This window comes from Woodsholea maritima DSM 17123 (genome assembly GCF_000382325.1).
Classification (GTDB): Bacteria; Pseudomonadota; Alphaproteobacteria; order Caulobacterales; family Maricaulaceae; genus Woodsholea; species Woodsholea maritima.
In genome coordinates, this window is the sequence record NZ_KB908056.1 from 323021 (window position 1) to 338071 (window position 15051).

General features: G+C 58.3%; 11 protein-coding genes. 5 read left to right on the top strand and 6 right to left on the bottom strand.

Annotated features, from left to right (window positions below; genetic code table 11):
• Positions 1–30 precede the first annotated feature (30 nt).
• From H151_RS0101615 to H151_RS0101640, 6 genes are all read right to left on the bottom strand, one after another.
• A complete protein-coding gene (locus H151_RS0101615) occupies positions 31–2223 on the bottom strand; it encodes a 3-hydroxyacyl-CoA dehydrogenase NAD-binding domain-containing protein (protein WP_019959876.1) in 2193 nt (730 codons plus the stop codon).
• Positions 2220–2411, bottom strand: a complete 192-nt coding sequence (locus tag H151_RS15155; RefSeq protein WP_019959877.1) for a hypothetical protein — start codon at positions 2409–2411, stop codon at positions 2220–2222. The genes H151_RS0101615 and H151_RS15155 overlap by 4 nt, the downstream gene beginning before the upstream one ends.
• 14 nt (positions 2412–2425) lie before the next feature.
• Positions 2426–3634, bottom strand: coding sequence for an acetyl-CoA C-acetyltransferase (locus H151_RS0101625; RefSeq protein WP_019959878.1), 1209 nt, complete (start codon positions 3632–3634; stop codon positions 2426–2428).
• Between the two features lie 157 nt (positions 3635–3791).
• The gene (locus H151_RS0101630) at positions 3792–4958 is read right to left on the bottom strand and encodes an acyl-CoA dehydrogenase family protein (RefSeq protein ID WP_019959879.1); all 1167 of its coding nucleotides are present in this window, start codon (positions 4956–4958) and stop codon (positions 3792–3794) included.
• Positions 4959–5077: 119 nt separating this feature from the next.
• Positions 5078–6865, bottom strand: coding sequence for an acyl-CoA dehydrogenase C-terminal domain-containing protein (locus H151_RS0101635; RefSeq protein ID WP_019959880.1), 1788 nt, complete (start codon positions 6863–6865; stop codon positions 5078–5080).
• Between the two features lie 126 nt (positions 6866–6991).
• Entirely contained in the window at positions 6992–7480 is a 489-nt protein-coding gene (locus H151_RS0101640; RefSeq protein ID WP_026353759.1) for a MerR family transcriptional regulator, read from the bottom strand.
• A 166-nt stretch (positions 7481–7646) separates the two neighbouring features.
• On the opposite strand from H151_RS0101640, the gene H151_RS0101645 reads away from it, so the two are divergent.
• From H151_RS0101645 to H151_RS0101665, 5 genes are all read left to right on the top strand, one after another.
• The gene (locus H151_RS0101645; RefSeq protein WP_019959882.1) at positions 7647–9218 is read left to right on the top strand and encodes a tetratricopeptide repeat protein; all 1572 of its coding nucleotides are present in this window, start codon (positions 7647–7649) and stop codon (positions 9216–9218) included.
• A gap of 194 nt (positions 9219–9412) precedes the next feature.
• Entirely contained in the window at positions 9413–12787 is a 3375-nt protein-coding gene (locus tag H151_RS0101650; protein WP_019959883.1) for a peptidoglycan-binding protein, read from the top strand.
• 5 nt (positions 12788–12792) lie between these two features.
• Positions 12793–13719 carry a sulfite exporter TauE/SafE family protein gene (locus H151_RS0101655; RefSeq protein WP_019959884.1) on the top strand — a complete coding sequence of 309 codons (927 nt, stop codon included), beginning with the start codon at positions 12793–12795 and terminating at the stop codon, positions 13717–13719.
• Positions 13719–14540, top strand: coding sequence for a TIGR02186 family protein (locus H151_RS0101660; RefSeq protein WP_019959885.1), 822 nt, complete (start codon positions 13719–13721; stop codon positions 14538–14540). The genes H151_RS0101655 and H151_RS0101660 overlap by 1 nt, the downstream gene beginning before the upstream one ends.
• Before the next feature lie 10 nt (positions 14541–14550).
• Positions 14551–15048: a DUF3429 domain-containing protein gene (locus H151_RS0101665; protein ID WP_019959886.1), complete on the top strand. Its 498-nt coding sequence runs from the start codon at positions 14551–14553 to the stop codon at positions 15046–15048.
• Positions 15049–15051 lie beyond the last annotated feature (3 nt).

Below are 15051 nucleotides of genomic sequence, written 5' to 3' on the forward strand. Positions count from 1 at the left end.
AGGGGCTTTTTGCGTTCGCGTTAAAAAAACTTACGCGGCTGCGGCTTCGTTTCCAAAGCGGCCATAAAATGTCTCATTCTTGGCGGCCATCTCTTCAAGAAGCGCCGGAACCTCAAAGGCTGGCCCGTAATGCCCGGCCAAGTCCTTAGCCCGCGCAACAAAGGCCTTGGCCCCAATGGTGTCGATGAAGGACAAAACCCCGCCCGTGTAGGGCGCAAAGCCCCAGCCCAGGATCGAGCCGACATCGGCTTCGCGTGGATCCACGACAATGCCTTCGGCCACGGTACGCGCCGCCTCGATGGCTTGGGCGTATAGAATGCGGTCTTTGATCTCTTGCACCGAAGGCTGGTCTTCATCGGCCAGAATGCCCTTCAGGGCAAACTGACCCAGCTCTTCCCAGAGATGCTTCTCTTTACCCTCGTAAACATAAAAGCCCTTGGCGTTTTTACGGCCATAGCGCTCCAGCGCATACATGCGATTGATGATCGCATCGGTGGGGCCTTCTTGATACTCCGCGCCCAGATCGGCTTTGGTCTGGCTGAGGATTTTGTACGCCAGATCAATCGCCACTTCGTCTTGCAGCGAGAGCGGACCCACCGGCATGCCGGCCATTTTCGCGGCATTTTCAATGAGCGCAGGCTTAACGCCCTCAGACAAGAGCGCCATGCCCTGTTCGATATACCGCATCACGCAGCGATTGGCGTAGAAGCCGCGGGTGTCTTTGACCACAATCGGCGTCTTCTTGATTTTCGCTACAAAATCAATCGCTTTAGAGATGGCTTTCGGCCCGGTCTTCTCGCCCACGATCAATTCCACCAGCATCATTTTCTCAACCGGTGAGAAGAAGTGCACGCCGATGAAATTCTCTGGCCGTGATGACGCCTCAGCCAGCGAGGTGATCGGAATGGTCGAGGTGTTAGAGCCAAAGATCGCGCCTTCGGGCAGAACCGCTTCGGCGGCCTTGGTGATCTTATGCTTCAATTCAGCGTTTTCGAACACGGCTTCAACGACCAGATCGACATCTTTCATGGCGTTGTAATCGGTGGTCGCGGTGATCAAGCTGGCGAGTTTATCCGCCTTCTCTTGGGTGAGCTTACCCTTAGAAACACCTTTGGCGAAGTGATCGAGGGCATGTTGACGGCCTTTATCGGCCCCGTCTTGATGGACATCAATCAACACCACTTCGATACCGGCCTGGGCCGAAACGGTGGCAACCCCAGCGCCCATAAAGCCCGCGCCGATGACCGCGATTTTCTTGATGTCCGATTTTTCCTGACCCTCTGGGCGACGTCCGCCCTTCTCCAACGCCTGTTTCGACAGGAAGATGGAGCGGATCATATTGCGGCTTTCCGGACGTAGCAGCAACTTGGTGAAATACCGGCTTTCAATGCGCAAGCCCGCATCCATAGGCACTTGCAGGCCTTCATAAACGCAAGACAGGATATAACGCTGAGCGGGATAATTGCCGTAGGTGTTTTTACGCAGCATCGGCGACGCCCCGCCAAACACCTGAATGCCCGCAGGATGGTAAGGCCCGCCGCCTGGAATTTTGAACTTATCGCCATCCCAGGGCTGGGTGGCTTTTTTGGGGTCCGCTTTAACCAGCTCTTTGGCTTTGGTGATCAGATCATCCGCGCTGGCAATCTCATCGACAAAGCCTTGGAATTTCGCCATATTCGCATCATATTGCTGACCTTGCAGCATGATCGGCGCAGCATTCATGACACCGACCAAGCGCGCCAAGCGCTGGGTCCCGCCACCGCCGGGCAAAACCCCAACCATGGCTTCAGGAAGGCCCAGCTTGGCGCCTTCAGCCATCACGCGGTAATGACAGGCCAAAGTGACTTCAAAACCGCCCCCCAGCGCCAAGCCATTGATGGCGCAGGCCACCGGCTTGCCGCAGGTCTCAAGCGCGCGCAGCGCCTGGTTCAGCTTATAAACCTCATCGAAGAGTGTCTGCTTGGCCTCATCTTCAGGCAGGCCATCGAGCGCCTTAAACGCGGCACCCAGCTCCGACAGGTCCGCGCCCGCACAAAAGGCCGCCTTGCCCGAGGTGATCACCGCGCCCTTAATGGCCTCATCCTGAGTGATCTTGGCGATCAGATCGACCAGCTCTGCGATCACCGCATTGGACAAGACATTCATCGAGACATCGGGGCTGTCAAAGGTGATCAGCGCAATGCCATCGCTATCGGTTTCGAATTTGAAATGTGTGTAGCTCATTTGGGAGCCTCCTGCGAGGATGCGTCCTCGTCCTTTTTTGATGGTTTTTTCGCCAGAGTGACCGATAGTGCCGCACCAATCGCTACGCCGAGCCCAATGCCCAGGCCCATATTGCCCAAGGCCACGCCAAAGGCGGTTCCTATCGCGATGCCAATCGGCAACCAGTATAGGGATTTTACGGTGTTCATATCGGTCCTCGCCCTTACATCCGCTCGATAATCGTGGCTGTGCCCATACCGCCGCCCACGCACAGCGTCGCCAGGCCCACGCCTTTACCGGTGCGTTCCAGCTCATCGAGCACCGTGCCCAGGATCATCGCCCCGGTTGCGCCCAGCGGGTGACCCATAGCAATCGCGCCGCCATTGACATTGGTCTTAGCGTAATCGACGCCCAGATCTTCCATGAAGCGTAGAACCACGGCCGCGAAGGCTTCGTTCATCTCATAAAGGTCGACATCGCTGGGGCTCATCCCGGCTTTGGCCAGGGCTTTGCGCGCAGATGGCGCAGGCCCGGTCAACATGATGGTTGGCTCTGACCCGATAGAGGCCATGGCCTTGATCCGTGCGCGCGGCTTGAGACCCAATTGTTCACCGATGGCTTTTGACCCGACCAGCACGCCGGCGGCCCCATCGACGATGCCCGATGAATTGCCCGCATGGTGGACAAAATTGACCGCTTCCAGATCGGGATAGCGTTGCAGCGCCACGACATCAAAGCCGACAAAGGCCGAAAGGTCTTTGAACGAGGGCTTTAATCCGCCCAAAGTCTGCATATCGGTATCCGGGCGCATCAGCTCATCATGATCGAGCTGGGTCAGGCCCAGCTGGTTTTTCACCGCCACAACCGATTTTTTAAAGCGCCCTTCATCCCAGGCCAGCTTGGCGCGCTTTTGCGATTCCACCGCATAGGCGTCCACATCATCACGGGAATAGCCGTATTTGGTCGCGATCAAGTCTGCCGAAACCCCTTGCGGGACCATGTAATGATCAAAGGCCAGCTCCGGATCGGCAATTAACGCCCCTCCATCAGAGCCCATGGGCACGCGGCTCATCGCCTCGACCCCGCCGCCAATGGCCATATCGGCTTCACCGGACATGACTTTCGCTGCGGCGATATTCACCGCTTCCAGGCCCGAGGCGCAAAAACGATTGACCTGAAACCCTGAGGCGGTTTCAGCATAATTGGCGTTGATTGCGGCGGCGCGCGCGATATTGGCCCCTTGCTCACCCACGGGTGAGACGCAGCCCAAAATCACATCATCAACTTTGGAGGTGTCGAGATCATTACGATCACGCAGCGCCTCTAAAACCTGGGTTGCCAATTGCAAACCGGTCACTTCATGCAAGGAGCCGTTTTTCTTACCCTTGCCGCGCGGTGTGCGCACCGCGTCATAAATATAGGCTTCAGTCATGAGGGGTCATGTCCTCCCAATTGGGGTTTGAAAGTCTTCTCTGCTCCCTGCGCCCGCTTTGCGGGGTGGATAGAGAGCCGTACATCGAACAAGGCCGTCTCCCCCTGTTCACGGGGGGAGTGGCCCGAAGGGCCGAGGGGGGCGTTCAAAGTCATGCCTATAACGTCCTCGAGATCAGAACCTTCATGATCTCGTTGGTGCCGCCATAGATGCGCTGAACCCGGGCATCGCGCCACATGCGCGCCACGGGGTATTCATTCATATAACCATAGCCGCCATGCAGCTGGACGCATTCGTCAATCACTTCGCACTGGGTATCACTGACCCAGTATTTCGCCATCGAGGCCGTGGCCGCATCAAGATGGCCTTCATAAAGCCGCTTAGAGCAATCCAGGCAGAAAACCTCGGCGATGGTGGTTTTGGTTTTCAGTTCAGCCAGTTTGAATTGCGTATTCTGGAAGTCCATGATCGACTTGCCGAAGGCCTTGCGCTCTTTGACATAGGCGATGGTCTCTTTCAGAGCGGCCTTCATCATACCCACGCCGTAAAGCGCAATCTGCAAACGCTCTTGAGGTAGCTGATCCATCAACTGATAGAAGCCCCGGCCCTCTTCCTCGCCGATCAAAGCATCCGCCGGCACAACCATATCATCGAAGAACAGCTCGGCGGTATCTTGCCCCTTTAGCCCGACTTTATCGAGCACACGCCCGCGCCGGAACCCTTCCAGCCCGTCAGTTTCAATGCCAAAGAGCGAAATGCCCTTCGCGCCCTGGCTGGCATCGGTCTTGGCCACGACAATAATGAAATTCGCCGTGCCGCCATTGGTGATAAAGGTTTTCGAGCCATTGATGCGATAGCCATTGCCTTCGCGAACCGCTGTGGTCTTCACCCCTTGCAGATCAGAGCCTGCACCAGGTTCCGTCATCGCAATCGCGCCGACATAGTCCCCAGACACCAATTTTGGTAAGAGGCGCGCTTTTTGCTCTTCGCTGCCATAATGCCAGACATAGGGCGCAACGATGGAGTTATGCAGCGACGCACCCCAGCTATCACAGCCCGCCTCGGCCAGCGCCATGTGGAAGACGTGATCATGGCGCCAATCCCCGCCAGCCCCACCATAGGCCTCGGGCGCAGACGGCACCAGCAGCCCCGCCTCACCGGCTTTATTCCACAGCGCGCGATCGACGACGCCTTCCTTTTCCCAACGCTCAATATGCGGGGTGCATTCCTTCTCTACGAAGGCCCGCACCGCATCGGCGTAGATATTCACCTCTTCCTGGTCCAGCCAGTCCGGGGTCGGCACATTCGTCACCTGTGCACTCATGCTTTCCTCCCATAGGGTGTCGGGTTCTTTCTGTATCGCGAACCTCGATTTTTAAAATTTGCCCAGGATCGAGCCCAGGCAAAAAACCCCGCCCAGTCAGCTGGGCGGGGGTAAGCGTCTTAGAAAGCCTCTACCTCGAGGGCCATCATGCTGGTGGCACCGGCGCGGATCTTATTGAGATGCGCATCGGCTTCAGGCAGCCAGCGTTCGACGAAATAGGTCGCGGTTTTGATCTTGGCAGAATAATGAGGGTCCTGCGAGCCTTCTGCCAATTTGATCAGCGAGGCTTTGGCCATGCGCGCCCACATATAGGCAAAGCAGGTCAGGCCAAACAGGTGGAGATAATCGTGCGAGCCCGCACCGGCATTATCAAAGTTTTCCAAGCCCTTCTCGACCATCCAATCGGTGGCAGATTTCAGCTTTTCCTTCACGCCCGCCAGCCCGTCGATGAAAGGCTTCATCGCTTCATCGCTGGCATGTTCGGCAATATACCCATCTAATTCCGCCATGAAGGTGGTGTAGGGGCGCATGCCGCGCATGGCCAGTTTACGGCCCACCAGATCGAGCGCCTGAACACCATTGGTGCCTTCATAGATCAGGGTGATACGCGCATCGCGAAGCAGCTGAGACAGACCCCATTCTTCGGTGAAGCCCGACCCGCCATGGACCTGAAGACCGGCTGAAACGCTGTCATAGCCCTTGCCCGTTAGATAGGCTTTCACGATGGGCGTCAGCAGCGCCATATAGTCAGAGGCCTTATCGCGCACCGCCTCATCGCTGGCGACATGTTCCAGATCGGCCTGAACCCCGATCCAGAAGGTGAAGGCCCGCGCGGCCTCAACGAAAACCTTCTGATCCATCAGCATACGGCGCACATCAGGGTGCACGATGATCGGATCAGCGGCTTGATTGGGTTCTTTTGGACCGGTCAAAGCGCGGCCCTGAATGCGGTCCTTGGCAAAGGCGAGCGAGTATTGATAGGCGGTTTCGGCCAGCGCATAGCCCTGAAGACCAACGCCCAGGCGCGCCTCATTCATCATGATGAACATGATTTTGAGGCCTTTATTTTCCTCGCCTACCAGCCAGCCGGTCGCGCCATCATAATTCATCACACAGGTCGCATTGCCGTGGATGCCCATCTTCTCTTCCAGGCCGCCACATTGCAGGGCATTACGCACGCCCGGCGCACCATTTTCATCGGGAATGAATTTGGGAACCACAAACAGGGAAATGCCTTTCACCCCGTCGGGCGCACCCTCAACCCGGGCCAGCACCAGATGGATGATGTTTTGGCTCATCGGATGCTCACCGGCGGAGATCCAGATCTTCTGGCCGGTGATTTTATAGCTGCCATCACCTTGCGGCACGGCTTTCGTGCGCAACAGGCCCAGATCCGTCCCGCAATGCGGCTCGGTCAAATTCATGGTGCCTGACCACTCACCCGAGATCATTTTCGGCAGATAGAGCGCTTTTTGCTCATTGCTGCCGCCATGATAGAGCGCCTGCGCCGCCCCCGCGGTCAGGCCGGGATACATACCAAAGGCCATATTGGTGGAGGTCACCATTTCGCTGGAGGCCAAATTCAACACATGCGGCAGGCCCTGCCCGCCATATTCAGGATCGAAAGAGAGGCCCGTCCAGCCATTTTCCGTCATCTGGTCATAGGCCTCTTTGAAGCCTTCGGGCACGGTGACTTCACCGTCTTTCAAATGACAGCCCTGGGTGTCGCCAATTCTATTGAGCGGATGCAGGACATTTTCCGCAAACTTGCCGCTTTCTTCCAAGATCGCATCGACGATATCGGGACTGGCCTCAGAAAATCCGGGCAGATCGCTATATTGCTGGATATTCAAAACATCATTGAGAACAAAGCGATGGTCACGAAGGGGGGCGCGATAGGTGGGCATTCTTGTCTCCTCGCCTGGGGCATCTTTTTTTTAAGCCTTGCGCATTTGAGCCCATGACGATGGGCGTGCGCAAGATATAGTTAACGTCTGCGTCAATTTTCAACGGTGGTCCGGACCGATTTGGACTTAGGCGTCCTCCTCAATCGCGCTGGACCAAGGCGCGAGACGCGCCGCCGCCAAAGCTTCAAAGGCGCGCGCACGGTGCTTGATATCTTCAGAGGGCTCGCGGTTTTCCACCCGCTCCTCCATCCAACGACACCCGGCTTCCAGCTCACTTAAAGCCCCATCAATATCATCGCGCTGGCGGCGCAAATCCTTGATCCGGGCACGAAAGCGCACAATCGCCGCCTCCAAATGGGTCTTACCGCCCTGATCCAGCGCTTCGAGATCGAGCATCTCTTTGATGTCAGACAGGGCAAAACCTACGCGCTTGCCGCGCAGGATCAACACCAGGCGCGCGCGATCAGCGGCGGAGTAAATCCGGTTTGCGCCCTTGCGCTTGGGACTCAACAAACCCTTCTGCTCGTAATAGCGCAAGGTCCGCGCCGTCACATCAAAGGTTTCGGCCAGTTCGCGGATCGTAAACTCTGCGTGGGGCGGGACAATCTCTACCATAAGCGTCAGCATGCGACGAAGTTGACGCGAACGTCAACGTCAATTTTATCCTCAAGGTGAATTTTATTTTCCGCCTACAGTCCCAGTCGCGGATCGCTTGCGCCCATGGCGCGTTATCCTTAATCAGGCTAAGATGAATTGATCATGTCGTGAAGGGGATCAGAGAATGAACATCGCGCGTTACGGGATTATTTCTGGCCCCATCTTGTCTGGCCCCATCTTGTCTGGCCCCATCTTGTCTGGCCTTGCCGCTCTGGCCCTGACGACCAGCCTCAGCACACCAGTCTTCGCCGATCCCGCCTTTGGCCCTCACATTGATCTAGCAACCTATATAGATCAGCGCGGCGGCTTTGAGGGCCCGGCCTGGACCTTGAGCTTTGAGCACAGCGCGCGCCATATCTCCACCGGCGCGGTTGAAGGCCAACAGCCTCAAACCGAAAGCCCCTATCGGGTTCGCTTCGGCCAAGATTATGCGCTTGATTTCAATCAAGAGCGTGGACCCTGCCTCATCGACTTCAAGACCGAGCGCACCCTATGTGACAGCGCGCAAGCCACCGCGCTGACCAACACCTCTTTCTTTGGCCCGGTCCGGCGCAATATTGATACCTATGTGGGCCTTTCTCAAAGCGGCCAGCGCGAGATCATCCAGTTCGGCGCGAACCAGACCTTTGAGCGTTTCTGGCTGGAAGCGGCCATGGGCGTGCGTGCGACCCAAGTCGAGCTGAGCGTCACCCTAGAGGGCGATCTTCACCATTTGAGCCGCGGTGAAGAGCGTGTGGCCACGTTGGATTTCACCGCCAGCGACAATCAGGCCGCGCTTGATGGCCATGTGCTGACCAGTTTTACCCGCTGGGCAAGCCATAATCTGACCCTGCACCCGGACATTCTGGCCTATATCACCGAGGTCGGACACATCCCCAGCGCCATGACGTTCAAAGTCGTCAGCCCCGAAAGCCCTCAAGGGCGCATGGAGCATTGGCAGCTGACCAGCGCCACACCCAACCCGGACCTGCCGGAGCTTTTGAACGATAAAACCAGCTTCATCTTCCCGATTGAGGGCGAAGTGGGCGATGTAATTGAACATGCCGCGGCAGGGCTTTTCTCCTATCGCCCAACGCAGGAGAGCTTTCTCAGCGAATTTCAAGACGCGTTGGGCGAGGAGGATCCCGCCAAGGCACTTTTAATCGCCCATCAAGAAGCCTTTCACTTTGGCCCCTGCCCGCGTGAAACCATTGGTTCTTCGCGCCTGGTATGCGCCAGCCTTCAAGGTTTGACGAATGCGGGTGTCGGCAATGCCCGCTTTGAAGCGCTTAATGATGTTTTGATGCGCCTGGGCCAGGTGAATTATGTCGATCTGGAAGCCGCGCTGAGCCCCTATCTAAACGCCGATGGCCATGCCGGGGCGGGGGCCAATCTGATCTATGGCCTTGAGCTGAGCCGTTTGGCGCAAAGCGACACGACTTTGATCGAGGATAGTGCCCTTTCCCCGCAAAGCGCTTTAAATGCTGCCCTCCTCAAAGATCCCATGGCCGGGGATACGTATTGGTATCTCGCTCAACATGCGATTGCCAGCGGGAACTATGATCAAGGCTGGGCCTATTTAGATCTGGCGCGCGCCGGGGCGCAGATCGAAAAGACCCCCGCTTTAGACCAGGCCGAAGCCATCGAATCACGGCTCAAAGCCCTGGCGCCGGGATTCTTCCTGCCCAGTGAAGAAAATCTTCAGATTTCTGAATAAATATTAGCGCGAAACCCCAGGCGTTAACGCTGCATTAACCGCACCAACGGCTCTTGATTTTATGGGAGTTTGGTGCGGTGCGCGCCCCAACAGCGATTCGGTGTGGATATACCACATCTTGAGGGGGCAGACATGGTTTACACAATATTAACCGCTCGATACCGTCTACCCATTGAGTGATGGAGTTGAGTCGTATGGCGTCGGGAACGCCCTGGAGCATTAAAGGCATTGACCCTCGTGCCCGTGCAATCGCGAAAAGCGCTGCGCGCAAGGAAGGCATGACTTTGGGCGAATGGCTAAACAGCGTGATCCTTGAGGATGGCGAACCTGCGGCTGAGCGCTCCAAGCCCTGGGACAAGCTGGCGGGTTTTCCCGGCTTTGCCCGTCCTGGCGGCGGTGGCGGGGATGATGATGGCCCCGGCGACGAAGACAGTGAGCTGAACAATATCGTCCAACGCTTGTCCGAGCGTTTGGAAGCGGCCGAGCAACGCTCTGCCCTCGCGCTGACCGGTGTTGACCATTCCGTGCTTAATCTCGCGCGCCGTTTGGAACGGATTGAGGAAGAGCGCGATCAGCATGATAGCGATCTTGATGAAACCCTGGTGCGCACCCGCGCGGCCCAGGAAGAATTGCTCGACCGGATCCGCAAGCTGGAACGTCAAGACCCTGCGCAAATCACGCCGGAGAGCGTCAAAGCCATAGAAAAGGCGGTGGGTAAAATCGCTCAGCGCCTGTTTGAGACGGAAAACACCGTACGCTCTGAGCTGCAACACGCTGAAAGCCGCGATGACAAAGCTCAATCGGATCTCGAAAAAACCACCAAAGCCCTTTCGACCCGCCTGGAAGACATCGAAAAGCGGGCAAAGGGTGAATATAACGAGCTGAAAGACCTGTTAGAGAGCCGCGAGCGGCGCGCCACGGAAGGTCTGCAAGGGCTCTATGATGCCACGCGCGCCATGCAATTGCGCCTGTCACAAGCCGAAGAGCATACCGATCACGCGGCCAAAGCGCTCTCCACCCATCAAGAGATGTTTGAACAGCGCCTGCGTGAGATTGAAAGCCGCAGTGCGGGATCTGTCTCCACCCAGTCCTTCCAGCGCCGCTTTGAGCATCTTTCTGATGAGCTCGCTCAAGTCATCGCGCGCACCCGCAGTGAGCTGGCCAATGAGATCAGCCGCGCCAGCCAGGCCCCGCGAGTGGATCAAATCGAAGCCGCGTTAAAAGCCGCTGAGAGCCGGATCGAAGCTGCCGAAGCGCGCCATTCTCAGGCGCTGGCTAAAATCGGCACGGAAATCGGACGCATGGCGCGCGCCATGGATCGCCGTTTGAAAGAGACCGAGCGCCGGGTTCAAGTTCAGGCACAAGCGCCCGCCCCGCGTCCTGTTCAACCCAGCGCCCATATCGAAGCGCGCCTGGATGAAGTGCGCCGCGAAAGCACCGATGCCGTAAAGCGGATCGGCGAAGAAGTCTCCAAGCTGGGCAATAACTTAGCTGAACGCGTTAGCGAGGCCGAAGCCCGCTCGGCCGCCGCCGTCGAAGCGGCCGGTGAGCGTATGGCGCAGATGCTTGAGCGTTTGGAAAGCCAACGCGTTGCAAGCCCGGAAGCAGATTTGGAAGCGCGCATTTCCGCCTCAGAAGAGCGCACCGCGCGCCGCATAGAGGAAGCCATGCAAGGGGTTCATCAACGGCTCGACATCGCGCGCGCCGAAACGCACGAGGCCTTATCCCCGGTGCAACGCGCCATGACCGCGCTCGCCGAACGGCTCGAAGCGATTGAACAACGCCATCCCGGTGCCCATGCCGCGCGCACCCAACACGCCCCCGCCCAAGAGGATGCTGGGGAATGGATCGAAGCCCAACCCCAACAGCCCTATACGCCGCAAGCGCCCAAGGCCGAGCCCACGGGGGGGGCCAATCGCGATTTTGATGAGCCGCTGCCCTTACCGCCCGGCTATAATCTGGGGGCCCAGCCGCACAGCGATCCGGCCTTGGAAGACGATGGCTTCATCCTGAACGCCCTTGATATGCCAAGCCAGCAGCCCCAGGGCGCGCGCCAGCCTCAAGCGCAGGCGCAGACAGCCCAGCCTCACATGGCTCAAACTCAGGCAGCACAAACTCAGGCGGCTCCGGCTCAACCCCAAAACGCGCCGCAGCCCCAGGCGCAACCGGCCAAACCCGCCCCCTTGGGGGCCACGGCCAACGCTGAATTCCTGGCGGCCGCACGCAAAAGCACCCGCACGGGGCAGAACAGCTATAATCAAGCCATGGGGGCTGCGCCGATGGCGAGCGCGCCGGTCCAGGGCCTGAGCCTTCCCAAAGCCCAGGGCGGACGCTTACTTCTGATCGGACTTCTCGTCGTGGGGTTCTTGACGATTGGCTCGGCCTTTGCGCTGTTGATGCTGGATCGTACGGGGTCTGAACCCCGTCAGGCCCAAGCCAATACCGATGCGGTTTCGCAATTATTCGCGGCTACGCCCTCTTCTGCGCAAGAGCCACCGGTCGCTGAGCCTCAACAGCCCCCGCAGACGGAGGGCGAAGGCGAAGCGCGCCCTTTTGATCCAGACCAAGGCAGCGCACGCCCGGACTCCCTTTCCAGCGCCGCAGATGAGACACCCCTTGAGGCTCCGCGTGAGGCCCAATCTGCGCCTGCACCGCGCCTAGAAACACCCGCCCAAAATGTGGAGCCGCAACCCATTGGCGCCGCGCAAGAGCCAGGCGCACAAGACCTAGGCGCGCCCAGCCCGGCGGTTGAGCGCGCTGCCCCGCCGCTGACTTTAGAAGCCGCCGCCGCTCAAGGTCATCCCATTGCACGCTATCAATTGGGCCTGCGCCTCTATCGCGAAGGTGAGTTCGCGGATGCCGCCGCGCTGTTGCGCCGCGCCGCGGAACAAGGCGTGCCTGATGCCCAATATCGCTATGCCAAAATGTTGGAACGCGGCGAAGGCATGGAGCAAGATTTCCTGGGCGCTGCGCGTTGGAACCAGGAAGCGGCCGAAGCCGGTCATGGCCGGGCCATGCATAATATGGGCGTGCTTCTGGTGACCGGTCAGATGGGCGAGCCTGATTATGAACGTGCCAAGCGCTGGTTTGAGCTGGCCGCCCTGCATGGCGTGGCCGATTCGCAAAACAATCTGGCGCTGTTCTTTGAGCGCGGTATTGGCGGTACAGCGCAAAGCCTGCCCGATGCCTATGCCTGGTATTCGATCTTGGCCCAAAGCGGCGATGAAGCCGCACCCGAACGCGTCGCGGCGCTGCGCCCGCAAATCAGCCCAGAAGCCGCGGCCCAAGCCGATCAGGTCGCACGCCAATTTACCCCCCGCCCTCTCGATCCAATTGTTCAAGGCCAATATGGCCCACAAGCCTGGGACCAGGGAGAAAATTCAGTTTCTGTTCAACGTGCACAAACTTTATTAGCACGCTTGGGCTATGATGTGGGTCCAACCGATGGTGATGTCGGACCCAAAACGCGGGAGGCCATTATCGCTTATCAAAGCGAGCATAATCTTGATCAAACCGGAACGATTGACGCAGCGCTGATTGCACGCCTAGAGCGCACAGACGGGCGTTAAGCCCGATGCAAATCTACCTGCCGATCGCGGAAATTTCGATCAATATTTTCCTGCTCTTAGGATTAGGGGCCGGGGTCGGCTTTCTATCGGGTATATTTGGCGTCGGCGGCGGGTTTTTGATGACACCGCTGTTGATTTTCATCGGCATTCCCCCCGCCGTGGCCGTTTCGACCCAAGCCAATCAGGTGATTGCCTCCTCCGCCTCGGGCGCGTTGACGCATTGGCGCCGCCAAGCCATTGATATCAAGATGGGACTTCTCCTGCTGATCGGCGGCTCACTGGGCTCCGTTCTTGGGGTTTTCCTCTTCACATGGCTGCGAACCCTGGGTCAGATCGACCTTTTCGTCTCGCTGGCTTATGTCGCGCTCCTCTCCATCATTGGCGGGTTGATGCTGGTCGAAAGCGTCAATGCCCTACGCAAAAAATTCCTGGGCAAGGGCGATGACAAGGCCAATCCGCGCCGCAAACGCCGCCTGATTGACCGGCTGCCTTTCAAAGTGCGTTTTGCGCGCTCTGGGCTCTATATCAGTGTGATCCCGCCTTTATTCATGGGCTTTTCGGTTGGGGCATTGGCCGCAATGCTGGGCATTGGGGGCGGCTTCATCATGCTTCCGGCCATGATTTATATCCTGCGCATGCCGGCCAATGTCGTGGTGGGAACCTCGCTGTTCCAGATCCTCTTCGTCACCGCGCTGACCACCTATCTTCAAGCGGCGCAAAACCAAACCGTCGACATTGTTCTGGCCCTCACCTTGATTGTGGGCGGGGTGATCGGGGCGCAATTTGGCGCGCGCCTGGGCCAGCGCCTTCCGGCGGAAGAATTGCGCACGGGCCTAGCCTTGCTGGTTCTGGGCGTTGGGGTCAAGCTCGCCTGGGATCTGGGCTCAGAGCCCAGTGATATGTTTGAAATTATTCAGACCGGGGTGAAGTGATGATGCGCGCCCTTCTCCTCACCTCGCTCCTCATCCTCATCAGCACACTCAATAGCGCCTTGGCCGCCCCGCCCGATGAGTTAGAGCGCGAGGCCGATATCGTTGCCGCTCTATCCCAGACGACCGTCGAGATCCGCTCCAATTTTGCCGGGGCGGATTTGATTTTATTTGGCGCAATTGCAGGCTTTCAAGACGGCGATGATGTCGCGGTGGTGGTGCGCGGGCCGGCCAGTGATTTACGCGTGATGCGTAAAGAGCGCAGCTTCGGCATCTGGATCAATCGCGCGCCGGTGCGCTTTGAAGAGGTCTCTGGCTATTATGCCGTGGCCTCGACCCGGCCCCTGAAAGACATGGGCACGTTCTCGGCCCTGAGGCGCAACCAAATCGGGCGCGATCATGTGCGCCTGAATGCCCCCGAAACCCAGCGCCGCGAGACCCGCTTTGGCGTCAGGGATGTGTTGGTTTCGGATCTCGGCTCGGAGATAGTTGATTATCGCGAAGCCTTGGGCCGGATCAAAGGACGCGCGGGGCTTTATGTCGAAACCCCCGGTGGGGTGACGATTTTGGAAGGCGGGCTGTTCCAAGCGCGCCTGCGCCTACCGCCCGCCACGCCCGTGGGCGATTATGTCGCCGATGTCTATCTCTTCCGCGCTGGTCAGCCCATCGCCAGCCGTCAGATTTATCTTGATGTGCGTAAAGCCGGGTTGGAGCGCGCGATTTATGATCATGCCCATAACCATCCCCATCTTTATGGGTTAATCTGCGTCCTACTCGCGGTCTTCGCCGGATGGGCCGCGGCCGAGATTTTCCGTCGCCGCTAGGGGAAAGACCATGAACCATCTCAAAGACGCACCGACCCTTCCTTTGATTTTGGGCTTTGGCGGACTGATCCCTTTTGCCTTAGGTCCGATAATGTGGCTGATCGGCGGGCCGCTCAGCGCCGCGGCGCAACTAGCCTTACCGCTTTATGGCGCGATGATCCTTTGCTTCCTGGCCGGGGGACGCTGGAGCGCCGAGCTGGTCCTAAAAAGTGATGCCCCGCGCGCCGCGATCATGATCGAGAGTGTCACCATCATGGTGCTGGCCTGGGGCGCGGCGCTGATCTTGATCTGGCCCAGCGTATTGATCATTAAGGGCGTCAATTTGCATCTGGTCAGCTGGGGCACCCTGGCCCTGTTGTTCATGATCCAATATCTGATTGATCGCACAGCCGTGCGCGAAGCCATGCTGGCGCGCTGGTATGGCGATCTACGCTTTTGGCTCAGCGCGGGCGCGGAGATCTCCATGCTGAGCGCCGGTGCGCTGACCTATGCCCAGCTGGGCGCTTAAAGC